Consider the following 21,203-nt stretch of genomic DNA (forward strand, 5'->3'; position numbering starts at 1 on the left):
CAATGTTCGAATTGATCGATTTCAGCGAACAGGGATGGGGCAGTGCGCTGTTGAAAGGGCTCTGGATGACCCTGCAGATTTCAGCCGGGGCCTTTGCGGTCGGGCTGTTCATCGGATTGGTGGTGGCCTGCCTCAAGCTGGGCGCGCCGAAACCGATCGCGGCGCTGATGCGCGGCTACACCACGTTGTTCCGGGCGGTTCCGGAGTTGTTGCTGATCCTGTTGCTGTACTACGTCGGTTCCATGCTGCTCAACTCGCTGATGGCCCAGCTCGGTTATGACGCGCTGAATGTCAGCGGCCCGCTGGCGGCGATCCTGGTTCTGGGGCTGGTCCAGGGCGCTTACGCCTCGGAGATTTTCCGCGCGGCGATCCAGGCGATTCCCTTCGGTCAGATCGAAGCGGCGAAGGCCTTCGGCCTGAGCGGTTTCGGTCTGTTCCGCCGGGTCACCTTGCCGATCATGGCGCCCTACGCCATGGCCGGGATGGCCAACCTGTGGATCAACCTGATCAAGGACAGTGCGCTGATCAGCGTGGTCGGCACCAACGAGCTGTTGTACACCGCCAAGCAGGGCGCGGGATCGACGCGCCACTACCTGTTGTTCTACCTCACGGCTGCCGCGCTGTATTACGCGGTGACGCTGGTGTCCAACTACCTGTCGGGACGGCTTGAGCGACGGATCCGTCGCTGGATGCCTTTGGCTGAGTGAATGAAATGATTCCAGAGTGGACACTCGAATACGCGGCGTTGTTGGGCCGTGGCTTGCAAACGACCATCAGCCTGTTGCTGATTTCCAGCGTGCTGGGCTTCGGGCTGGCGGTGCTGGTGGCCTTGGCCCGGATGTCGAAAAACCGCCTGGTCGCCAAGGCCAGCCTGTTCTACACCAGCGTGCTGCGCGGGACGCCGCTGCTGATCCAGATCTACATCTTCTACTACGGGCTGGGCAGCCTGTTCGCGCAGTTTCCGTTGATGCGCGGCAGCTTTCTCTGGCCTTACCTGCGGGACGGCTACTGGTACATCGTGTTCGCCCTGGTGCTGTCGGTGGGCGCCTATCTCGGTGAAGTGATTCGCGGTGGCTTGCTGGCGGTGCCCAAGGGCGAAATGGAAGCGGCCTCGGCCTTTGGCATGACCCCGCGCCAGTCGCTGTTGCGGGTGCGCCTGCCGCGGGCCATGCGCTTGTTGCTGCCGACCCTGGCCGGGGAGACGGTGATGCTGCTCAAGTCCACGGCGCTGGCTTCGACCATTGCGGTGATCGACCTGCTGGGAGCGGCCAACGTGGTCCGGGCGCAGACGTTGCAGGTCTACCAGCCGTTGCTGCTGGTGGCCGGGGTCTATGTCTGCCTGACATTCCTGATCGAGGCACTGTTTGCCTTCGCCGAACGGCGCGGAACGCCGATGCGCAGGTCGGTGTGATGAACCATACGCCACGGGTTGACCGTTCGTTGCAGGGCATTGGCCTGTGCACGCTGGGCTATGCCTTCCTGGCCCTGCAGGACGCCGCCATCAAGTGGCTGGTGGCGGATTATTCGGTGATCACCGTGCTGTTCTGGCGCGGCCTGGTGGTGGTCGCGGCCTGCCTGCTGGCCGGGCGCTTGCGCCTGGTGCGGCGTGCCTGGCGGTCGCCGAGCCGATGCCTGCTGGTGGTCCGCGGGTTGCTCTCGATCGTCGCCTGGCTGCTGTACTACACGGCGGCGCGGGACCTGACCCTGGCGGAGATGACCACCCTGTATTTTTCCGCACCGATCATGGTCACGGTGTTGGCGGCGCTGATCCTCAAGGAGCGCGCCACGGGCTGGCAATGGTTCACCCTGATCATCGGTTTTGTCGGCGTGATGATCGCCTGTCGCCCGAGCAACATGACCGACCCCTGGCCCATCGTGCTGACGCTGCTGGCGGCGCTGTGCTGGGCCTTTACCTACATCCAGCTGCGGCAGGTGGACGAACAGACCTCGGTGCTGGAACAGATGCTGATCACCAACGTGGTGTTTGTCATCTGCATGGCCGTGGCGCTGCCCTGGACCCACACACCGCCATCGACCCCGGCCTGGCTGGGGATGCTCGGCGCGGGGCTGGTGGGCGGCATCGGCCAGTTCCTGCTGTTCGCCAGTTTCCAGCGGGCCACCGCGACCCTGCTGGCGCCGTTCGAGTACACCGGGCTGATCTGGGCGTTCCTGCTCTCGAGCCTGATCTGGGGCACGTTGATGGACGTGTCGCTGATTATCGGTGCCGGGCTGATCGCCCTCAGCGGCACCCTGGCGATGGTCTTCGGCCGTCACGCTTCACAGGACGTCGTCGGTGCCGAATGCTCCGTGACGCAACCCCTTTACCCAGCAGCGGCAGATGTGCAGCCCGTTGGCGGGACTGAAGGTCTCGGGGTTGAGGCACCACTCGAGCCAGAGTCCGTCGAGCATCGCCGATAGGCCGATGGCGGCCAGGCGGCTGTCGTGGATCGTGAAGCCTTCGGCGCTGGCCAGGTCATCGAGCAGTTGGCGGATCAGCTCGAGGTAGGCGCGGTAGCTTTTTTCATGGGACTGGCTGACGTGTTCGGAGTGGCGGATCAGGCTCCAGAACACCACCCAGACCCCGAGCAATTGCGGGTCCATGATCCGTGGCGAGAAGGAGCCGACCAGGAAGGCCTCAAGCTTTTGCGCGGCGCTGCCGGCCTGGCGGACCTCTTCGAGCAGGGTGCTGGTCAGTTCGCTGGCGAGCTTGTGGTAGGTGTCGGCGATCAGCGCATCGATGCTGCCGAAATGGTGGTTGAGCAGGCCGACGGAGACGCCGGCCTCGGTGGCGATACGCCGTACGGAAATGCCGGCATGGCCGTCCCGGGCCAGGCAGCGCAGGGCGGCGGCGATCAGCAGGTCGCGACGTTCGTCGGGTTCGGCGCGGCGAAATTTTCGGGTGTCGGTGCTCACGGGAATCCTTGGGTTCGAGGCCAGGTTGGCGAGCTTAGTTGAACGTACGTTCAATTTCCACTGTCGAGGCTGACGATGGATTGATTTTCAACGTTTACAAGGGGAGGGCAAGGTTATGGCGCGGGATATTTCGTTCAGTGTTCGGGGCAATAACGGTGAGGACCTGAAGGTCGGCGCCTGGCGTTTCGAGGGCAGCGGCGAGGGGCCGAAAGTGCATTTGCAGGCCGGGGTTCATGCCGATGAAATCGCCGGCATGCTGGTGCTGCACCTGCTGATGCCCCGCCTTCAGCAAGCCGAGTCCGAGGGGCGCCTCAAGGGCCGTGTGACCGTGGTGCCCCAGGCCAACCCGCTGGGCATCGGGCAGTTCCGCCATGGGCGGATTCTCGGGCGGTTTCATGAGGGCACCGGGCAGAATTTCAATCGGTCATTCGACCAGTCGCAGGCGTTGATACGGCCGGCGACCAATGTCCAGCACTGGCAAAAATGCCTGGTGGAACTGGCGGCCACGGCGGATCTGGTGCTCGACCTGCACACCGACGACGAAGCGTTGCCCTATGTCTATATCCACCGTGCGTTCTGGCCCAAGGGCCAGGCGCTGGCGGCGGCGCTGAAGATGGACCTGGCGATCATCTGGGATGACGGCGGCGACGGTTCCTTCGAGGAAACCCTCATCGCCCCCTGGCTCCGTGAGGGGGATACCGCGCAACGTTTTGCCGCCACCCTGGAGTTGCGTGGCCAGGGCGATGTCAGCGATCACCTGGCCCGGCAGGATGCCGATGGCCTGTATGCCTGGCTGTGTGCCGTCGGGGTGATCGACGAGGCGCCGGCGCTGACGGACTGGCCGGTGCAGGCGGTGGAGATGGGGCATATGGAGACGATTCTCGCGCCCCGGCCCGGGGTCCTGGTCTTCGAGAAAGAGCTGGGTGATTTCGTCGAGGAAGGGCAGCGTTTCGCGCGGATCGTGGGGCGTCCCGGGGATGCCGCTTCCGAAGTGATCCTCCACGCGGCCCAGGTCGGGCGACTGGTCACCCGCCACCGGGACCGCCTGATAGCGCAAGGTTCGGTGGTGGCGAAATTCACCGGCAGCCGGGTGTCGCACAACTGGACGGGCGGGTTGCTCGATCCCAACTAGGCTCCCCGCCCACCCTGGTTTTTACACGGCCATGCCCATGGTCGACTGGCTGTCCGTGGTCGCGCTCGAGCGGCTCAGCAGGCCGGCATGGCGACTGTGCAGGGCGTGCACCTCCTGGGCAAGATTGTCCATGAGGGTCCGGCCCCGGGGCGTGAACGCCTCGCAGCTCTCAATCTCCGGCAGGGCCTTGATCAGGCCCCGCAGGATGTCGAGCATCCGCTCTTCGGCCCGTTGCATTTCCGAGGCCGGGCGCTGGCGCACGCGCTCCAGGTATTTGACCTGGGCGAGCGCGGCGAAGAACGCATGGACATAACCATGGAGGTCGCGCTGCAGGCCGGACCAGGGCAGGCTGAACAGGCGTTCCTCGGCGCGCCGCTCATCAATGATCGGGCAGACCTCGACCAGGCTGTACAGCAGTTGGTGGGTGGTTTCATGGACCAGGGATTCTTCGATTTCAAGAATCGAGTGGTCCTTGGCCGAAAGCAGGATAACGCCGGTGTAGCGCGCCGCCGAACAACTGCGGAAGGCCCCGTCGGGCAGGTAGCAGATCAGCTTGACCAGGTGCCGGAACTGCTCGTAGCAGGCCGGCCAGGTATTGGCGATGCGCGACAGGGCGACGCTGACCACGTCGCGGAAGAAATGCAGGGAGTAACCACTGCGCTCCAGGTGCTTGCGGGTGCTTTCGTCTTCGGGGAACTCATAGCTGGGCGGTGTCGCGGCGGCGATCAGGGGATCGACGTTGAAGCGCCGGATCGGTGGATGGTTCGAATACTTGTGATCGACCGCCGTCTGGGTGATGCGTTGCAGCACCGCCGGCAACTCCAGGAGCATGTCCTGCAGGGCCGCGGTGTCGTCCGCCTGTTCGGTCAGTACCGCGTTGGCATGTTGAAACGCCAGGGCCATCCAGATCTGGAACACCGGGTCGTTGATGATCAGGCGACGCTGGGCGACCGGCAGCAGGATCAGGTGCACCGCACTGGAGAAAAACGGATTGAGCCTGGGGCTGCCCTCGAAACGCTGGAAACATTCGGCATAGAGTGCGGCGAAGGTGCTGTAGCGCTGTTGGCTGAGCCGATCGAGCAAACGGTGAAAACGGTCCGGGGTGGCATCGGGTAAAAAAGTGTTGTACTGGAAAAGTTCGTCGAGCTGGGATTGCAGTTGGGTGGTCATGTCGGTGTCCTCGGGATATAACTCGATGAATGACGAGCGCGCAATAACCCTCCTTCAAGAAAGAGAGATGTCAGGGTTTTAAGTGTTGGCCGTGTTCGGATAACGGCGAGAATCAATGGCTGTTCGTGGGGTGCTTGTTCAATCGAGTGTCACAAGAACTTCATGATACTCACCCGGGTGATATAACTCGGACGCTGGCGCGGGCCTAATCCGTTCGAACCTGTTGCTGGTCGAAGGTGGCACGCCCCGCGAGAGGGCTGCGCAGGGCTTTCGAGGCCGCTGCCAGTTGGGCGAGGTCCAGGCCCTTGAGCGCCACCACCTCGTCGATCCGCAGGGTCAGGTCCAGGTCTTTGCCGGCGTTGGTTGGGTTCATATGCAACTGCGCGGCGAATGATTCGTCACTTATTGCTCGATTCAAAATGACGGCGAGACGTTCCTGATGCTGGGTATTGGAATGGGGCATGGCGGTCTCCGGATAACGGTTGAAACCTTTATAGAGAAGCAGGTCGGGGGGCTGTTTCAATGGGGGAAGCCCGAGTGAATATAGCAAGATGATTTCATTTTTCAATATGCAATTATTGAATTTCTGAAAGTTTGAATGGGGTGGATTTTGAAAAAAGTTAGTTGTTGCTGTAGGGCAGGTTTTCAATGTTTCATGGGTGAGATAGTGCTGTAGTTTTATTCGTACATAAAGAGTGAATACCTATTCTGTCGACCGGGCATGGCCATTGGCTTTCACGAGACGGTGGTGCGCAGGCCTGTATCTCGACTGGCGGCTCTTGTCAGGTAAATCCCACAGGAGTACAAATGTACTCCATGACGACTTTAAGCCCCCGCCGTTCCGCCATCCTGACCTTTATCCGCGAGCGCATCGTGCGTAACGGCCAGCCCCCGAGCCTTGCCGAGATCGCCGAGGCCTTTGGTTTCGCCTCCCGCAGCGTGGCGCGCAAGCACGTGGTGGCTTTGGCCGAGGGCGGTTTTATCGAGGTCAACGCCCATCAGGCGCGGGGCATCCGCCTGCTCGACCAGGCACCCCGGGCGGCGTTGCTGGATATCCCGCTGCTGGGCCGGGTGGCGGCGGGCCGGCCGATCGATGTCGATGCCCAGGAGCATCGCCGCTTGCTGCTCGACCCCGCGCTGTTTTCCCGCGCCCCGGATTACCTGCTGCAGGTGCAGGGCGATTCGATGATCGGCGATGGCATTCTCGACGGTGACCTGGTGGCGGTACGCCGCACGGGCGAGGTGCGCAACGGCCAGATCGTCGTGGCCCGGCTGGAGGGCGAGGTCACCATCAAGCGCTTCGAGCGGACGGCCACGGGCATCCGCCTGTTGCCGCGCAACCCGGCCTATGAACCTATCGTTGTCGATCCCGAGCATCAGGAGCTGTCCATCGAAGGCGTGTTCTGCGGTCTGGTACGGCCGGCATGAGGGGCGCGGTGGTGGCCCTGGACACGCTGCTCGACGAGCGGCGGGTGTGGAAAGGCCGGGCGGCCGAGCCGCAGTCCGATCGCCAGCCCAGCGGCCACGCGACCCTCGACGCGGCCTTGCCCGGCGGTGGCTGGCCGCCGGCAGCGCTGACGGAAATCCTTATCGCCGGGGAAGGTGTCGGTGAATTGCAACTGGTCTGGCCGACCCTGGCACGGTTATCGGCGCGGGGTGAGCGGATCGTCCTGGTGGCGCCGCCCCACGTGCCCTATCCCCAGGCGTGGTTGAGCGCGGGGGTGGACCTGCGACAGTTGTCGGTGATCCAGGCGGCACCGCGCGATGCCTTGTGGGCGGCTGAACAGTGCCTGCGTTCCGGCAGTTGCGGCGCGGTCCTGTGCTGGCCGCAACAGGCCGATGACCGGGCCTTGCGGCGTTTGCAGGTGGCGGCGGAAACCGGCCAGACCCTGGCCTTCGCCTATCGCTCGCTGGAAGAGGCGATCAACCCGTCGCCGGCGGCCCTGCGGATTGCCGTCGAGGGCCGGCCCGCACAGTTGCGGGTGCTCAAGTGCCGGGGCGGGTTGGCCCATTCGACACCGATTGCCTTCAGCACCGGGCATTGAGGCGGGTATGCGGTGGGTCTGTATTGTTTTTCCGCAATTGGCCCTGGACGGGGTATTGCGGCGAACCCCTGAACCGGAAGCGCCGCTGGCGCTGCTGACAGGCTCGCCGCAACGCCGGGTGGTGCAGGCGGTGAATGCGTCGGCGCGGGCCTTGGGCCTGCGTCCCGGGCAATCGCTGACCGCCGCCCATGCCTTGACCAAGGCCTTCGCCAGCGCCGAATACGATCCCGCCGAAATCGAACAGTGGCAGCAGTTGCTTGCCGCCTGGGCCTATCGCTTCAGCTCCCAGGTCAGCCTGCGGTATCCGCGGGCCTTGTTGTTCGAGATCGAATCCAGCCTGGGCCTGTTCGGACCCTGGCCGCAATTGGAAGCGCGCTTGCGCGCAGAGCTGACCGGTCTGGGCTTTCGTCATCGGATAGTCGTCGCACCCAATCCGGCGGCGGCCCGGGTCCTGGCCAATGCCTACGACGGCCTGGCCCTGGCGGACAACGGAGCCTTGCGCCAGGCCCTGGGGCAGATGCCGATCGACCGGGTCGGGCTGGAAAAAGAGGCGGCCACGGCCTTGTCGCGCATGGGCCTGCGGACCCTGGAGCAAGTGCTGGCCTTGCCCCGGCATAGCCTGGCGCGGCGCTTCGAGGCGTCATTGCTCAAGCACCTCGATACCTTGCTCGGCGAGCGGCCGCTGGCCCTGGCGTTCTACCTGCCGCCGGATCGCTTCGCGGCGCGGATCGAACTGAATTTCGACGTGACCTCGAACCAGGCCTTGCTGTTTCCCTTGCGCCGCCTGACCGGGGACTTGTCGGCGTTTCTCTGTGGGCGTGACAGCGGTGTGCAGAGCTTTGAACTGATCCTGGAGCATGCCGGGTTCGCGGACACACGGATCAAGGTCGGCCTGCTGAGTGCCGAGCGTGATCCTTCGATGCTCTTCGAACTGGCCCGTGGGCGGCTGGAGCAGGTCCAGGTCGAGTCGGCGGTACGTGGTTTTCGCCTGGAGGCCGAGGACCTGCCGGCCTTTGTCCCGCAGCACCGCGAACTCTTCGACGAGCGTCCACAGCAATCCTTGCCCTGGGAGCAACTGCGCGAACGCCTGCGTGCCCGATTGGGCGATGACGCGGTGCAGGGCCTGCGTTTCCAGGCCGATCACCGCCCCGAATGCGCCTGGCAGCCGTTGCCGGCGAGCACCGCCGAGCCACTGGCTGCCGCGGGACCATTGCGCCCCGGTTGGTTGCTAAAGGCGCCATTGCCATTGCCCGAGCAGGCGGCGCGGGTCCTGCTGGGACCGGAGCGGATCGAGTCGGGCTGGTGGGACGGCGCGGATGTGCGCCGCGATTATTACCTGATCGAGACCCGTACCGGTCGCCACGCCTGGGCCTATCGCACGGTGGGGGAAAGCGGCCCCTTGCTGTTGCAGGGCTGGTTCGCATGAGTGGCGAATACGCCGAGCTGCATTGCCTGTCGAACTTCAGTTTCCAGCGCGGGGCTTCCAGCGCCCATGAACTGTTCGAGCGGGCCAAGGAGCAGGGCTATCAAGCCCTGGCGATTACCGATGAATGCACCCTGGCGGGGATTGTCCGGGCCTGGCAAGCCGCTCAGGACAGCGGCCTGCCGCTGATCATCGGCAGTGAAATGCGGATCGAGAATGGGCCTCGGGTAGTCTTGCTGGTGGAAGACCTGCTGGGTTACCAGGCTCTTTGCCGATTGATCACCCAGGCCCGGCGTCGTGCGGAAAAAGGCTGCTATCAGCTACTGCGGGCGGACTTCGAGCAGGAGCTGCCGGGGTTGCTGGCGTTGTGGCTGCCTGAACAGAGCATTAGCGAAGCCGATGGCCGCTGGTTGCGCGAGTGTTTTCCCGAACGGCTATGGCTGGCGGTGGAGTTGCATTGCGGCCAGGACGATAAGAGACGTTTGGCGCGCTTGCTGGCCCTGGCCGGCGCACTGGAGATTCCCGCTGTAGCCAGCGGCGATGTGCATATGCATGTGCGGGCCCGTCGTGCCCTGCAAGACACCATGACCGCCATACGCCTGCACACCCGGGTGGCCGATGCCGGGCAGCAACTGCATGCCAATGGCGAGCGGCATCTGCGCAGTCTTGAGGCCTTGCGCGGGATTTATCCGGCGGCCTTGCTCAGCGAGACCCAGGTCATTGCCCGGCGTTGTACCTTCGATCTCGGCCAACTGCGCTACCAGTATCCCCGTGAGCTGGTGCCGCAAGGGCAGACCCCGACGTCCTGGCTGCGGCATCTGACGGAGGAGGGGATTCATCGACGCTGGCCGGAAGGGATCAGCTCCCGGGCTCGGGACCTGATCGAAAACGAACTGAAGCTGATCGCCGAGCTGGAGTACGACAGTTATTTCCTGACGGTGCAGGATATCGTCGACTTCGCCCGCAGGCAGGGCATTCTCTGCCAGGGGCGTGGTTCGGCGGCAAACTCGGTGGTCTGTTATGCCCTGGGGGTCACCGAGTTGAACCCGGATCGCACCAACATGCTGTTCGAGCGCTTCCTCTCCCGCGAGCGCAACGAGCCACCGGATATCGATGTCGACTTCGAACACGATCGCCGCGAAGAGGTGCTGCAATACGTATTCCGGCGTTATGGCCGGAACCGGGCGGCGTTGACGGCGGTGGTCAGCACCTATCACGGTGCGGGGGCGGTGCGGGATGTGGCCAAGGCGCTGGGCCTGCCGCCGGATCAGATCAATGCCCTGGCCGATGCCTGCGGTCACTGGAGCGATGAGCCGCCGGCGGCGGAACGCCTGCGCGAAAGCGGCTTCGATCCCGACAGCCCGGTGCTGCGCCGGGTACTCGGCCTGACCCGGCAACTGATCGGTTTTCCCCGGCACCTGTCCCAGCATCCGGGTGGTTTCGTGATTTCCGAGCAACCGCTGGAGACCCTGGTCCCGGTGGAAAACGCCGCTATGGCCGAACGGACGATTATCCAGTGGGACAAGGACGACCTGGACAAGGTCGGGTTGCTCAAGGTCGATGTCCTGGCCCTGGGCATGCTCAGCGCGCTGCGTCGCTGTTTCGACCTGGTGCAGCAGTATCGCGGCGGCCCGCGCTGGACCCTGGCGAGCCTGCCGCCGGACGATAAGCCGACCTACGACATGATCGGCCGGGCCGACACCATCGGCGTGTTCCAGATCGAGTCGCGGGCGCAGATGTCGATGCTGCCACGGCTCAAGCCGAAGAATTTCTACGACCTGGTGATCGAAGTGGCGATTGTCCGGCCGGGGCCGATCCAGGGCGGCATGGTGCACCCGTACCTGCGGCGGCGAAACAAGGAGGAGCTTGCGACCTACCCGTCGCCGGAGCTGGAAGAGGTCCTGAAACGCACCCTGGGGGTGCCGCTGTTTCAGGAACAGGTCATGCAGATCGCGGTGGTGGCGGCGGACTACACCCCGGGGGAGGCCGATCAGTTGCGCCGTTCCATGGCCGCCTGGAAACGCCATGGCGGGCTTGAACCGCACCGCCTGCGACTGGCCGAGGGCATGGCGAAGAACGGCTATGCGCCGGAGTTCGCCGCGCAGATCTTCGAGCAGATCAAGGGCTTTGGCAGCTACGGGTTTCCCGAATCCCATGCCGCCAGCTTTGCCTTGCTGACCTACGCCAGTTGCTGGCTGAAGTGCCATGAACCGGCGGCGTTCGCCTGTGCGCTGATCAACAGCTGGCCGATGGGCTTCTACAGCCCGGACCAGATCCTTCAGGATGCCCGGCGTCACCACCTGCAGATTCGCCCGGTGGATGTGCGGGCCAGTGATTGGGAATGCAGCCTGGAGCCGACCGATGGCCCGCAGCCGGCGCTGCGCCTGGGCTTGCGGATGGTTCGTGGGTTTCGCGAGGAGGATGCGCGGCGGATCGAAGCGGCCCGTGGGGTTGGAGCTTTCGAGGATATCGCCGACCTCGGCGAGCGGGCACAACTGGATACCCGGGCCCAGGAACTGCTGGCCGATGCCGGTGCCTTGCAGGGCCTGGCGGGTGACCGTTATCAGGCGCGTTGGGAGGTGGCCGGGGTCGAGGCGCAGCTTGGGCTGTTTGCCGGGTTGTCGAGGCAAGCCGAAACCCCGGTGGCCTTGCCGTGCCCGAGTGTCGGCGAGGACCTGCAAGCGGATTACGCCAGTCTCGGCACGACCCTGGGGCCGCATCCGTTGGCGTTGTTGCGCGGGCAATTGAAAGGGATGCGCTGTCGCAGTTCTCGGGAACTGCTGGAGGTCGAACATGGGCGGTCGGTGAGCATTGTCGGTCTGGTCACCGGGCGCCAGCGACCAGGCACGGCCAGCGGGGTGACCTTTGTCACCCTTGAGGACGAGTTCGGCAACGTCAATGTGGTGGTCTGGCGCGACCTGGCCGAACGGCAGCGGCAAGTGCTGGTGGGCGCGCAGTTGCTGAAAGTCGATGGGCGCCTGGAAACCGAGGGCGACGTACGGCATGTGATTGCCGGACGCTTGAGCGACCTGGGTTCGATGCTCGCGGATATCACCGTGCGCAGCCGGGATTTTCGCTGAGGTCTGGATGTGGGGCGCCTGTGCTGGCCTCTTCGCGGGCAAGCTCCGCTCCCACAATGTCCGCGTCGAGCCTGAAACCTGTGCCCGGCGCAAATCTAATGTGGGAGCGGAGCTTGCCCGCGAAGAGGCCCTCAAGACCAGCCGATATCTACAAGTAAGCCCGGCTCTCGGTGTCAATCCTTCGGCTTGACCGTCGCCACATCGGACGCCTTGACCCGCACCTCTTTGCCGGAAATATCCTTGAACTCATAGAAACCATCGGCGGAGTGGGTTTGGGGTTTGTCCCTGGTGATGTACTCGGTGCCGTTCTGCAAGGTCACCACGGTGGGCGTCGAGCAGCCCGCCAAGCTCAGGAACGCTGCTGCCATCAATGGCAAGGTCAGGATTTTCAGATACATGACATCCTCTCTGTTTCAGTGGTTAACGGTTCATCGCGCAGAAAAATCTCATGCCCGGCGCTACAGGCACGGCCATCGGCTGTGCCTATAATCAGCGCCCGGACGGGTGGAAGGTCCTGACCCGTTGCCGCATTCCCTATCGCTTGCTGGAAGCTTTTCATGACTGATCTTTCCGAGTTCACCATCACGCATAAATGGCCTGCACAACATCCAGACCGTCTCCAGCTCTATTCGTTGCCTACGCCCAACGGCGTCAAGGTCTCGATCCTGCTCGAAGAGCTGGGCCTGCCCTATGAAGCACACCTGGTCAGTTTCTCTACCAATGACCAGCTGACGCCGGAATTCATGGCGTTGAACCCCAACAACAAGATCCCGGCCATCATCGACCCCAATGGTCCCGACGGCCAGCCGCTGCCGTTGTTCGAGTCCGGGGCGATCCTGATCTACCTGGCCGAGAAAACCGGGCGTTTCATGTCCAAGGACCTGGCGCGGCGCTATGAAACCATCCAGTGGGTGATGTTCCAGATGGGCGGTATCGGGCCGATGTTCGGCCAACTCGGGTTCTTCAATAAATTCGCCGGCAAGGACTACGAGGACAAGCGCCCGCGCGACCGTTACGTCGCCGAGAGCAAGCGCCTGCTGGGTGTGCTTGACCAACGCCTGGAAAGCCGCCGCTGGATCATGGGCGACGACTACAGCATCGCCGATATCGCCACCTTCCCGTGGATTCGTAACCTGATCGGTTTCTACGAAGCCGGTGACCTGGTCGGCATCCAGGATTTTCCCCATGTGACCCGCGCCCTGGAGCAGTTCGTAGCGCGCCCGGCGGTGATCAAGGGCCTGACCATTCCGTCGGCATAAGAAGATCGCAGCGCACTCTCACCCAGGAAGCACAGGGGAACTGCCGAAGGATCTTCGGCAGTTTCTACAGTGAGTCCAGATGTTGGCCCAGCATGTTTTTGAATGTCTGGACGACGCCCTCGGCGATCTCGGCGGACTCGCGGGCCTTGAGCGATACGGCGATTTTCATCAGCTCCAGCAGCATCACCGCCGTCAGTGCGTGGCGCTCGGCCGGCAGTGGCGGTTGTGCCTGGGCCAGCAGCCCGGTCAGCAGCGAGAGCAAGCCTGAACGCGTTGCGGCCTTGGCTTTCTTGTCGATATCGCGCCGTTCGGCCAGGGCGATGAACGCCGGATTTTCCTCCAGAAAGAGCGACAACTCCTCCAGTATCCGCTCGGCTATCTGCCGTGGGCTCAGGCCGGCTGCCTGTTGCGCCAGGCTTTCGAGCCGGCCCCGCAGCACCTCCAGTTGCGCGCCGTGGAGGGCCTGGGCCAGCAACGCCTTGGTGGGGAAGTATTGGTACAGCGAGCCAATCGACGCCTGGGCCTGGGCGGCCACTTCGGTCATGGTCGCCGCGTCATAACCCTGCTCGGCAAAGACCCGGGCGGCGGCCGCCATCAGCTCGGCCACGCGCTGCTTGCCGCGTTCCAGGCGCGGCGTGTGGATGCTGACATTTTTTTTACTTGAAGTTTGTGAGGGCATCCTCATATCCTGATTGTGAGGCTATCCTCATATTCTAACCACAGCTTCGCCGTTCGTGCTTGCCTGGTTGCGCAAGCCGACGCTCGTCGATCAGGAGATCATCATGTCGCTTACGCTCGATCCTCGTACCTGTGCCCTCGTGATCATCGATCTGCAGCAGGGGATCATGGCCATGCCGGTTGCGCCTCACACCTCGCAAGCCGTCGCCGAACGGGCCGCGCGGCTTGGTGAACACCTGACCCAGGCGGGTGGTTTGGTGGTCGCCGTGCGTGTGGGTTTCGCCAGCGACTACGCTGACAAACTCAATCAGCCGGTGGATATGCCGATGGCCGTGCCACCGGGTGGGCTGCCGGAAGACTGGGCGCTGCTGACCCCTGCGATCGCCGCTTTGAATGCACCAGTGCAGATCACCAAGCGCAGCTGGAGCGCCTTCTACGGCACCGAGCTGGACCTGCAATTGCGTCGTCGCGGGATTACCACTGTGATTGTCTGCGGTATCGCCAGCAACTCCGGCGTCGAGTCCACCGCCCGGGATGCCTGGCACCACAACTACGCCGTGGTGATTGCCGAGGACGCTTGTGCGGGCCTTGGCGAAGACACCCATCGTTTCTCCATGGAAAAGGTCATGCCGCGCATTGCCCGGGTTCGCTCGACCCAGGCGCTGATCGAGGCACTGCCCATCCGTTGCTGATCAGCCCAGGCGCTCGGCCAGCAGCGGCAGCAACTGTTCGCACGAGGCTGCGAACTTGAAGTCGAGCAACTCGTCGGCGCGGGTCTTGCCCAGGTTGATGGCGATCAGTGGCTTGCCGCGCTCGGCCATCAGCTTGCACAGCCGGAAGGCCGAATAGGCCATCAGCGACGAACCGATCACCAGCAACCCCGCCGCCTGCTCGGCCTTGGCCAGGGCCCTGGCGGCGGTAAGCGGGGCGACGTTTTCACCGAAGAACACCACGTCGGGTTTCAAGCGATCGCCATCGCACTGCGGGCAGCGGGGCACTTGAAAGCGCGACTCGAAGGCGGCGTCCAGCAGGGTGTCGCCGTCGGGCGCCTGGACCGCCTCGACCCCCGCGAGATAAGGGTTCTGCGCCTCCAGCATGAGCTGGACGGCATCGCGCTCCAGACGGGCGCCGCAATCCAGGCACAGGACCTTGTGCAGGCTGCCATGCAGTTCGATTACATCGTGACTGCCGGCCTGCTCATGCAAGGTGTCGACGTTCTGGGTGATCAGGCCGCTGAGGTGATGTTGCGCCTGCAGGCTGGCCAACGCCCGGTGGGCGGCATTCGGCCGGGCCATGCGCACCCGTGGCCAACCGAGCATGGCCCGGGCCCAGTAGCGACGCCGGGCCTGAGGCGAGCCGAGGAACTCCTGGATCATCATCGGCGGTTTACCCCTGCGCACGCCGTCGCTGTCGCGGTAGTCCGGGATGCCGGAAGAGGTGCTGATACCGGCACCGGTGAGCACCAGAAAGGGCTGCTCGGCCATCAGTGGCAAGAGCGTTTCCAGGGCCGCGCTGACCTGCGGATCGGGCATGGGGACATCTCCGGTTATCGAGCGACTGGCACGGCGGTGATAGGGCGGGGCCGGGCACGTCGTCGTGATCGAAGCTCAAGGATAGACGCAGGTGTGTTCAGTCGTCCCGCGTCAGCACTTCCAGCAACTCGATTTCAAAGGTCAGGTCGGCACCCGGTGCGACGAGCGAGCCCATGCCACGCTCGCCATAGGCCAGGTGCGCTGGCACGAACAACCGGCGCTTGCCACCGACTTTCATTCCCATCAGGCCGATGTCCCAGCCCTTGATCACCCGGCCGCTGCCGATCACGCACTGGAACGGTTTGCCACGGCTGTGGGACGAGTCGAACTCGCTGCCATCCTCGAGCGTGCCGCGGTAGTGCGTGGTGATCAGCGCGCCCTTGACCACGGCCTTGCCGTCGCCTTCCAGCAGGTCGGTCACCTGCAATTCAGTGTTGCTCATGATTTCTCCAGGGTCGGTAGCCCATGCAGGATTTCCAGATCGGGGTTTTCCAGGCGTTTCTGCGCCAGGCGCCGGTCGAAATCACTCGCCAGCTCGGCCAGGGTCACTTGCCCCAGGCGCGTGATCAGCAACGCTTCGGCCTCCTGCAGGACATCGGTGAGGCGGGCGTTGACCGCCTGTTCCACCAGGCACTGCGGTTCTTCCCGCGACAGGCCCATGGCAAACACCTCGGGCGCGCCAAGGGCCCGATGGATATCCAGCAAGGTGATTTCACTCAGGGGCCGGGACAGGGTCCAGCCGCCGCCGTGGCCTTTTTCCGAGTGCACATAACCGTGATCCCGCAGCCCGGCCATGGTCCGACGGACCACCACCGGGTTGGTGCGCAGCATCTGCGCGATGGTCTCGGAGGTGGTGCGCTGCATGTGCTGATCCATATGGATCAGCACATGCAGCATGCGGGAGAGGCGACTGTCGTTGCGCATTGAGTTCTTCGTTTCAGCGTATTCAGGTGGCAGATATAGCAAAACCGACTCTCCGTAACAAGATGAGTTACGGGAGTTGACGCGGAGGTGTTACGTAACTTATAAGGTTTCGTGAGTTCAATCTACAAGGAATCCTGCTCATGTCGCATTTTGTCGTGGTGGTCGGTGCCAGCTTTGCCGGGTTGTCGGCGGCCATGCAGTTGGCCCGGGCCCGTCAGCGGGTGTTGTTGATCGATTCCGGTCGGCCGCGTAATCGGTTCGCGGCGACGGCCCATGGCTTTCTCGGCCAGGACGGTCAGTCACCTCAGGCGATTCGGGACGAGGCGTTGCGTCAGTTGTTGCGCTATCCAACCGTCGAATTCGTGCAAGGGGAGGTGGTCTCGGCCCGCCAGGTCGACGCCGGGTTTGGCGTGGTGCTGGCCGATGGACGGGAAGAGTGGGCGGCCCGCTTGATCCTGGCCACCGGTTTGCGCGATGAATTGCCGGCGATTCCCGGCCTGCAGGAACGTTGGGGCAGCACGGTGCTGCATTGTCCGTACTGCCATGGTTATGAAGTCCGTGACCTGTCTTTGGGAGTGCTGGCCACCATGCCGCTTTCCGCGCACCAGGCCGGTATGATCCCGGATTGGGGCCCGACGGTGTATTTCACCCAGGGCATCCACGAGCCCGATGCCGAGCAACTGGCCCATCTGCAAGCGCGCGGCGTGCGGATCGAACGGACCCCGGTGATCGAGTTGCTGGGTCAGGCGCCGGCACTTGAGGCGGTACGTTTGAGTGACGGTCGGCTGATCGAGGTCGAGGCGCTGTTCACCGGGCCGAAAACCCATATGGCCAGCTCGCTGGCGGAGCAACTGGGCTGCCTGTTCGACGAGGGTCCCCAGGGCGCTTATCTGCGGGTCGACGAGCGCAAGGAAACGAGTGTGCCGGGGGTGTTTGCCGCCGGTGACGCGGCCAGCCCCATGCATAACGCCACACTGGCCTCGGCGGCCGGGGTGATGGCCGGTTTCGGTGTGCATCAGTCACTGATGGCGACTCACTGAAGGGGCAGGGGGCTCAGGGAAGAGCCTCTGTCACACCCGACCGGGCATAAACGCATGTAGGACATGCACGTCGTCCAGGCTGCGATTTCCTGTCTGAATAGAGTATTGTGGTTGCCTGCGAAAAAAATGTCATAAGCCTGAGCGATTCAGGCGGTTATCAGATGATTGAGGGTGCCATGGGTCAGGAAAGCATTAACTGGGACAAGCTGGGTTTCGATTACGTCAAGACCGACAAGCGCTACCTGTCGTACTACCGTAACGGTGAGTGGGACAACGGTGCGCTGACCGAAGACAACGTCCTGCATATCAGCGAAGGTTCGACCGCGCTGCATTACGGCCAACAGTGCTTCGAAGGCATGAAGGCCTACCGTTGCAAGGACGGTTCGATCAACCTGTTCCGTCCTGACCAGAACGCCGCGCGCATGCAGCGCAGCTGTTCGCGCCTGCTGATGCCGCACGTACCGACCGATGTGTTTATCGAAGCCTGCAAGCAGGTGGTCCGCGCCAACGAACGTTTCATCCCGCCTTACGGCACCGGCGGCGCGCTGTACCTGCGCCCGTTCGTGATCGGCGTGGGTGACAACATCGGCGTGCGTACCGCCCCCGAGTTCATCTTCTCGATCTTCTGCATCCCGGTCGGCGCTTACTTCAAGGGCGGCATGAAGCCACACAACTTCGTGATCTCCAGCTATGACCGTGCCGCTCCGCAAGGCACCGGCGCGGCCAAGGTCGGTGGCAACTATGCCGCCAGCCTGATGCCGGGTGCCGAGGCCAAGAAGCGCGGCTTCGCCGACAGCATCTACCTGGACCCGCTGACCCATTCGAAGATCGAGGAAGTCGGTTCGGCCAACTTCTTCGGCATCACCCACAACAACGAATTCGTCACGCCGAAGTCGCCTTCGGTCTTGCCGGGTATCACCCGTCTGTCGCTGATCGAACTGGCCGAATCGCGCCTGGGCCTGAAGGTCATCGAAGGCGATGTGCTGATCGACAAGATCGCCGACTTCAAGGAAGCCGGTGCCTGCGGTACTGCCGCGGTGATCACGCCGATCGGCGGCATCGAGTACAACGGCAAGCTGCACGTGTTCCACAGCGAGACTGAAGTCGGTCCGGTGACCCAGCGCCTTTACAGCGAACTGACCGGCGTGCAGACCGGTGACGTCGAAGCCCCGGCGGGTTGGATCGTCAAGGTCTGATACCTGTGACGGCCTGATCCGGGCAGTCTTCTGAAGAGCCCGACCTGAGCAATCAGGTCGGGCTTTTTTGTGGGTGTCGCCTGGCCATCGTGTCCTGTTCACTCAAAACAATTAAATATTTATTTTAAAAAATAATTTTAAATAATGCCTATTCTTTGTAAGGTAGAGCCAATGGGTCGTCGTGGCGATGGCTGGCCCAAGGCGCCATTCACGATCGGTGCCCGTGGTTTCCCCTGACTGTTCAAAGAGGTGTGCTCATGACTTTCTGGTTGTTGCTGGCTGTGGCGGGGGCCTTGGCCCTGAGGTATCGGCAGGCGTCCGCGGGCCTGTGGTTGGCGGGCGTGCTGGTGTGGCTGGCCGGCGGTTATCTGTTCGGCGTGGTCGGGCCACTGGGCACCGCCATCGGCGTTCTGTTGCTCCTGGCCCCGGCCGTGGTGCTGGCGGTCAGACCCTTGCGTCGGGCCTTGCTCTCGCGTCGGGCCCTGGGCCTGTTCCGCCAGATCATGCCAGCCATGTCCGATACCGAACGCGCGGCGATCGAGTCCGGGACCGTCTGGTGGGACGCCGAGCTGTTCAGCGGCAAACCGAATTGGCAGCGCCTGCTGGGCGCCGCGCCAGCGCGTTTGAGCGCGGAGGAACAAGCCTTCCTCGACAACGAGGTGGAAACCCTCTGCGACATGGCCAATGACTGGGAAACCACCCAGGTCTGGCAGGACCTGTCGCCCCAGGCCTGGCAGTACACCAAGGAGGCCGGCTTTCTCGGCATGATCATTCCCCGCCAATACGGCGGCAAAGGCTTCTCCCACTATGCCCATTCCCAGGTGGTGATGAAGCTCTCGACCCGCTGTTCGGCGGCGGCGATCTCGGTGATGGTGCCCAATTCCCTGGGCCCGGCCGAACTGCTCCTGCATTACGGCACCGAGGCCCAGCGCCAGTACTATCTGCCGCGCCTGGCCCGTGGCGAGGACATTCCCTGTTTCGCCCTCACCAGCCCCTACGCCGGTTCCGACGCCGGGGCGATTCCCGATGTCGGGGTGGTCTGCAAGGGCACTTTCGAAGGCCAGGAAGTGCTGGGTTTCAGCGTGACCTGGGACAAGCGCTATATCACCCTGGGGCCGATTGCCACGGTGCTCGGCCTGGCGTTCCGCGCCGAAGACCCCGACGGCCTGCTGGGCAGTCCGGGCAGCCTGGGGATTACCTGCGCGCTGATCCCCACGTCCCATCCGGGGGTGCAGCATGGTCGGCGGCACTGGCCACTCAATGCGGTGTTCCAGAACGGGCCGACCCAGGGCAAGAATGTCTTTATTCCCCTGGAGTGGGTGATCGGCGGTCGCGAGCAGGTCGGCAATGGCTGGCGCATGCTGATGGAGTGCCTGGCCGCCGGCCGGGCGATTTCGCTGCCCTCGGCGAATGTCGGCCTGGGCAAGGTCGCCGTGCGCGGGACCACGGCCTATGCGGCGATGCGCAAGCAGTTCGGCCTGCCCATCGGCAAGTTCGAGGGGGTGCAGGCGCCACTGGCGCGCATGGCCGGGCATCTGTATGCCTGTGATGCGGTGCGCAAGGTTTCGGTGGCGGCCCTGGATGCCGGCGAGAAACCTTCGGTGATTTCCGCCATCGCCAAGTACCACGTGACCGAGCGGGCCCGGGCCATTGTCAACGACGGTATGGACATCGCCGCCGGCAAGGGCATCTGCATGGGGCCGAACAACTTCCTGGCCCGGGCCTACCAGCAAAGCCCGATTGCCATCACGGTGGAGGGCGCGAATATCATGACCCGCTGCCTGATCATCTATGGCCAGGGGCTGATTCGCTGCCATCCCTATGTGCTGCGTGAAATGGAGGCGGCCCGTCGCCAGGGCCCCGAGGGGCTGGAAGCCTTCGACAGGGCGATGTTCGGGCATATCGGCTTTGTCCTGGCCAATACCGTCCGGGCCGTGGTGCACGGGTTGACGGCGGGCCGGCTGCTCAAGGCCCCGGCGCAAACCGAACCGGCACTGGCCCCTTACTATCGGCAGATTGAACGCCTGTCGGTGGTGCTGGCGCTGGTCTCGGATATTTCCATGGGCGTGCTGGGCGGGGCGCTGAAACGCAAGGAAAGCATCACCGGACGACTCGGCGATATTCTTTCGCAGCTCTATATCCTGTCTTGCATCCTCAAGCGCTTCGACGACGACGGCCGGCCGCGGGCGGACCTGCCGCTGGTGCACTGGGCGGCCCAGGATGCCTTGTGGCGTGCCTATGAAGCCTTGAGTGAAACCCTCGACAACTATCCTTCGAAAGCCGCCAGCCGGGTGATTCGCGGCCTGGCGTTTCCGTTCGGCATTACCTTGCGCAAACCTTCCGACCGGTTGCTGGCGGAAGTCGCCGAACTGGTGCAAACCCCTGGCGAGAGCCGCGACCGGCTGTTGGCCGACTCCTATATGCCGCAGCCGGATATCGACAAGTTGGCCTATGGTGAACTGGCGTTCCGACTGCTGCCCCAGGTGGACCTGATCGAGGCCCGCCTGAAACCGGCCGTGCGCCAAGGGCTGCTCGCGCCATTGCCGATCTCCCGCGAGGCGTTTACTCCCTGGCGGAGCAAGGCCCTGGCCGCGCAACTGATCAGCGGTGAGGAGGGCGAGCTGCTCGGGCGCTATGTTGAGTATGCCGACCATGCGATCCAGGTGGATGATTTTCCCCAGGACTTTGGTCTGTTGGAGGCGTTGCAGCGGCGCCAGGCGCATATCGATCAGGCGGACAAGAGCCTGGGCAAGCGTCGGGTGGCCGCGGGCAACCCGGTTTAATGATCTTTCTCGGGTTTTTATCGGAATC

Annotated in this window: 20 protein-coding genes and 1 pseudogene; 13 read left to right on the plus strand and 8 right to left on the minus strand. The window is 63.6% G+C overall.

All coding sequences use genetic code 11. The features are described from left to right. The first annotated feature begins 2 nt into the window (after positions 1-2). Genes CWE01_RS27010 through CWE01_RS27020 form a run of 3 tightly spaced genes read left to right on the plus strand, consistent with a single transcriptional unit; the run spans position 3 to position 2,418 of the window. Complete coding sequence (locus CWE01_RS27010; protein ID WP_100943613.1) at positions 3-707, plus strand: ABC transporter permease; 705 nt, start codon at positions 3-5, stop codon at positions 705-707. Between the two features lie 5 nt (positions 708-712). Further along, positions 713-1,411 (plus strand): ABC transporter permease, encoded by a 699-nt coding sequence (locus CWE01_RS27015; RefSeq protein WP_100943865.1) that lies wholly within the window; start codon positions 713-715, stop codon positions 1,409-1,411. After that, on the plus strand, positions 1,411-2,418 hold the full coding sequence (locus CWE01_RS27020) for a DMT family transporter (protein WP_100943614.1): 1,008 nt from the start codon (positions 1,411-1,413) through the stop codon (positions 2,416-2,418). Before CWE01_RS27015 ends, CWE01_RS27020 begins: the two co-directional genes overlap by 1 nt. On the opposite strand, the pseudogene CWE01_RS33980 reads toward CWE01_RS27020, so the two are convergent. Further along, positions 2,374-2,913 (minus strand): annotated as a pseudogene (locus CWE01_RS33980) (TetR/AcrR family transcriptional regulator); the annotation flags it as partial. The gene CWE01_RS27020 and the pseudogene CWE01_RS33980 sit on opposite strands and share 45 nt — an antisense overlap. Before the next feature lie 115 nt (positions 2,914-3,028). Here CWE01_RS33980 and CWE01_RS27030 point away from each other — a divergent pair. Continuing rightward, the gene (locus tag CWE01_RS27030; RefSeq protein ID WP_100943616.1) at positions 3,029-4,045 is read left to right on the plus strand and encodes a succinylglutamate desuccinylase/aspartoacylase family protein; all 1,017 of its coding nucleotides are present in this window, start codon (positions 3,029-3,031) and stop codon (positions 4,043-4,045) included. Between the two features lie 21 nt (positions 4,046-4,066). Here the strand turns inward: CWE01_RS27030 and CWE01_RS27035 are convergent, their stop codons facing one another. Together CWE01_RS27035 and CWE01_RS27040 are read right to left on the minus strand one after the other, a co-directional pair. After that, positions 4,067-5,215: an HEXXH motif-containing putative peptide modification protein gene (locus CWE01_RS27035; protein ID WP_100943617.1), complete on the minus strand. Its 1,149-nt coding sequence runs from the start codon at positions 5,213-5,215 to the stop codon at positions 4,067-4,069. 205 nt (positions 5,216-5,420) lie between these two features. After that, a complete protein-coding gene (locus tag CWE01_RS27040) occupies positions 5,421-5,678 on the minus strand; it encodes an Os1348 family NHLP clan protein (protein ID WP_157815284.1) in 258 nt (85 codons plus the stop codon). Positions 5,679-6,022: 344 nt separating this feature from the next. Between CWE01_RS27040 and lexA the strand changes: the two genes are divergently transcribed. From lexA to CWE01_RS27060, 4 genes are read left to right on the plus strand one after another with little or no spacing between them, the layout of a single operon-like run. After that, positions 6,023-6,643 carry a transcriptional repressor LexA gene (gene lexA, locus CWE01_RS27045; protein WP_100943619.1) on the plus strand — a complete coding sequence of 207 codons (621 nt, stop codon included), beginning with the start codon at positions 6,023-6,025 and terminating at the stop codon, positions 6,641-6,643. Next, entirely contained in the window at positions 6,640-7,260 is a 621-nt protein-coding gene (imuA, locus tag CWE01_RS27050; RefSeq protein WP_100943620.1) for a translesion DNA synthesis-associated protein ImuA, read from the plus strand. Before lexA ends, imuA begins: the two co-directional genes overlap by 4 nt. 7 nt (positions 7,261-7,267) lie before the next feature. Continuing rightward, positions 7,268-8,686 carry a DNA polymerase Y family protein gene (locus CWE01_RS27055; RefSeq protein ID WP_100943621.1) on the plus strand — a complete coding sequence of 473 codons (1,419 nt, stop codon included), beginning with the start codon at positions 7,268-7,270 and terminating at the stop codon, positions 8,684-8,686. Further along, positions 8,683-11,763, plus strand: a complete 3,081-nt coding sequence (locus tag CWE01_RS27060; protein ID WP_100943622.1) for an error-prone DNA polymerase — start codon at positions 8,683-8,685, stop codon at positions 11,761-11,763. The genes CWE01_RS27055 and CWE01_RS27060 overlap by 4 nt, the downstream gene beginning before the upstream one ends. Positions 11,764-11,936: 173 nt before the next feature. On the opposite strand, the gene CWE01_RS27065 is transcribed toward CWE01_RS27060, so the two are convergent. Beyond that, positions 11,937-12,161 carry a YgdI/YgdR family lipoprotein gene (locus CWE01_RS27065; protein WP_100943623.1) on the minus strand — a complete coding sequence of 75 codons (225 nt, stop codon included), beginning with the start codon at positions 12,159-12,161 and terminating at the stop codon, positions 11,937-11,939. Positions 12,162-12,320: 159 nt separating this feature from the next. Between CWE01_RS27065 and CWE01_RS27070 the strand changes: the two genes are divergently transcribed. After that, the gene (locus CWE01_RS27070; RefSeq protein WP_100943624.1) at positions 12,321-13,022 is read left to right on the plus strand and encodes a glutathione S-transferase N-terminal domain-containing protein; all 702 of its coding nucleotides are present in this window, start codon (positions 12,321-12,323) and stop codon (positions 13,020-13,022) included. A 64-nt stretch (positions 13,023-13,086) separates the two neighbouring features. Here CWE01_RS27070 and CWE01_RS27075 read toward each other — a convergent pair whose 3' ends face one another. Further along, positions 13,087-13,701 carry a TetR/AcrR family transcriptional regulator gene (locus CWE01_RS27075; RefSeq protein ID WP_157815285.1) on the minus strand — a complete coding sequence of 205 codons (615 nt, stop codon included), beginning with the start codon at positions 13,699-13,701 and terminating at the stop codon, positions 13,087-13,089. A 103-nt stretch (positions 13,702-13,804) separates the two neighbouring features. Here CWE01_RS27075 and CWE01_RS27080 point away from each other — a divergent pair, with 103 nt between their 5' ends. Then, a complete protein-coding gene (locus CWE01_RS27080) occupies positions 13,805-14,392 on the plus strand; it encodes a hydrolase (RefSeq protein ID WP_100943626.1) in 588 nt (195 codons plus the stop codon). Here CWE01_RS27080 and CWE01_RS27085 read toward each other — a convergent pair whose 3' ends face one another. The 3 genes from CWE01_RS27085 to CWE01_RS27095 form a co-directional block, all read right to left on the minus strand. Then, positions 14,393-15,232: an NAD-dependent protein deacetylase gene (locus tag CWE01_RS27085; RefSeq protein WP_100943627.1), complete on the minus strand. Its 840-nt coding sequence runs from the start codon at positions 15,230-15,232 to the stop codon at positions 14,393-14,395. 97 nt (positions 15,233-15,329) lie between these two features. Further along, positions 15,330-15,674: an FKBP-type peptidyl-prolyl cis-trans isomerase gene (locus CWE01_RS27090; protein WP_100943628.1), complete on the minus strand. Its 345-nt coding sequence runs from the start codon at positions 15,672-15,674 to the stop codon at positions 15,330-15,332. Continuing rightward, on the minus strand, positions 15,671-16,156 hold the full coding sequence (locus CWE01_RS27095; protein ID WP_100943629.1) for an Rrf2 family transcriptional regulator: 486 nt from the start codon (positions 16,154-16,156) through the stop codon (positions 15,671-15,673). Before CWE01_RS27095 ends, CWE01_RS27090 begins: the two co-directional genes overlap by 4 nt. Before the next feature lie 140 nt (positions 16,157-16,296). On the opposite strand from CWE01_RS27095, the gene CWE01_RS27100 reads away from it, so the two are divergent. The 3 genes from CWE01_RS27100 (at position 16,297) to CWE01_RS27110 (ending at position 21,175) form a co-directional block, all read left to right on the plus strand. Next, positions 16,297-17,196, plus strand: coding sequence for an NAD(P)/FAD-dependent oxidoreductase (locus CWE01_RS27100; RefSeq protein ID WP_100943630.1), 900 nt, complete (start codon positions 16,297-16,299; stop codon positions 17,194-17,196). A gap of 176 nt (positions 17,197-17,372) precedes the next feature. Continuing rightward, positions 17,373-18,392, plus strand: a complete 1,020-nt coding sequence (locus CWE01_RS27105) for a branched-chain amino acid aminotransferase (protein WP_100943631.1) — start codon at positions 17,373-17,375, stop codon at positions 18,390-18,392. Between the two features lie 257 nt (positions 18,393-18,649). Then, a complete protein-coding gene (locus tag CWE01_RS27110) occupies positions 18,650-21,175 on the plus strand; it encodes an acyl-CoA dehydrogenase (protein WP_100943632.1) in 2,526 nt (841 codons plus the stop codon). Positions 21,176-21,203 lie beyond the last annotated feature (28 nt).

It is taken from the genome of Pseudomonas sp. QS1027 (assembly GCF_002814235.1).
In the GTDB taxonomy this organism is placed as follows: domain Bacteria; phylum Pseudomonadota; class Gammaproteobacteria; order Pseudomonadales; family Pseudomonadaceae; genus Aquipseudomonas.

Coding starts and splice junctions, on each gene's coding strand:
- CWE01_RS27010 (WP_100943613.1), top strand. CDS start 3: ATGTTCGAATTGATCGATTTCAGCGAACAGGGATGGGGCAGTGCGCTG.
- CWE01_RS27015 (WP_100943865.1), top strand. CDS start 713: ATGATTCCAGAGTGGACACTCGAATACGCGGCGTTGTTGGGCCGTGGC.
- CWE01_RS27020 (WP_100943614.1), top strand. CDS start 1,411: ATGAACCATACGCCACGGGTTGACCGTTCGTTGCAGGGCATTGGCCTG.
- CWE01_RS27030 (WP_100943616.1), top strand. CDS start 3,029: ATGGCGCGGGATATTTCGTTCAGTGTTCGGGGCAATAACGGTGAGGAC.
- CWE01_RS27035 (WP_100943617.1), bottom strand. CDS start 5,215: ATGACCACCCAACTGCAATCCCAGCTCGACGAACTTTTCCAGTACAAC.
- CWE01_RS27040 (WP_157815284.1), bottom strand. CDS start 5,678: ATGCCCCATTCCAATACCCAGCATCAGGAACGTCTCGCCGTCATTTTG.
- lexA (WP_100943619.1), top strand. CDS start 6,023: ATGTACTCCATGACGACTTTAAGCCCCCGCCGTTCCGCCATCCTGACC.
- imuA (WP_100943620.1), top strand. CDS start 6,640: ATGAGGGGCGCGGTGGTGGCCCTGGACACGCTGCTCGACGAGCGGCGG.
- CWE01_RS27055 (WP_100943621.1), top strand. CDS start 7,268: ATGCGGTGGGTCTGTATTGTTTTTCCGCAATTGGCCCTGGACGGGGTA.
- CWE01_RS27060 (WP_100943622.1), top strand. CDS start 8,683: ATGAGTGGCGAATACGCCGAGCTGCATTGCCTGTCGAACTTCAGTTTC.
- CWE01_RS27065 (WP_100943623.1), bottom strand. CDS start 12,161: ATGTATCTGAAAATCCTGACCTTGCCATTGATGGCAGCAGCGTTCCTG.
- CWE01_RS27070 (WP_100943624.1), top strand. CDS start 12,321: ATGACTGATCTTTCCGAGTTCACCATCACGCATAAATGGCCTGCACAA.
- CWE01_RS27075 (WP_157815285.1), bottom strand. CDS start 13,701: ATGCCCTCACAAACTTCAAGTAAAAAAAATGTCAGCATCCACACGCCG.
- CWE01_RS27080 (WP_100943626.1), top strand. CDS start 13,805: ATGTCGCTTACGCTCGATCCTCGTACCTGTGCCCTCGTGATCATCGAT.
- CWE01_RS27085 (WP_100943627.1), bottom strand. CDS start 15,232: ATGCCCGATCCGCAGGTCAGCGCGGCCCTGGAAACGCTCTTGCCACTG.
- CWE01_RS27090 (WP_100943628.1), bottom strand. CDS start 15,674: ATGAGCAACACTGAATTGCAGGTGACCGACCTGCTGGAAGGCGACGGC.
- CWE01_RS27095 (WP_100943629.1), bottom strand. CDS start 16,156: ATGCGCAACGACAGTCGCCTCTCCCGCATGCTGCATGTGCTGATCCAT.
- CWE01_RS27100 (WP_100943630.1), top strand. CDS start 16,297: ATGTCGCATTTTGTCGTGGTGGTCGGTGCCAGCTTTGCCGGGTTGTCG.
- CWE01_RS27105 (WP_100943631.1), top strand. CDS start 17,373: ATGGGTCAGGAAAGCATTAACTGGGACAAGCTGGGTTTCGATTACGTC.
- CWE01_RS27110 (WP_100943632.1), top strand. CDS start 18,650: ATGACTTTCTGGTTGTTGCTGGCTGTGGCGGGGGCCTTGGCCCTGAGG.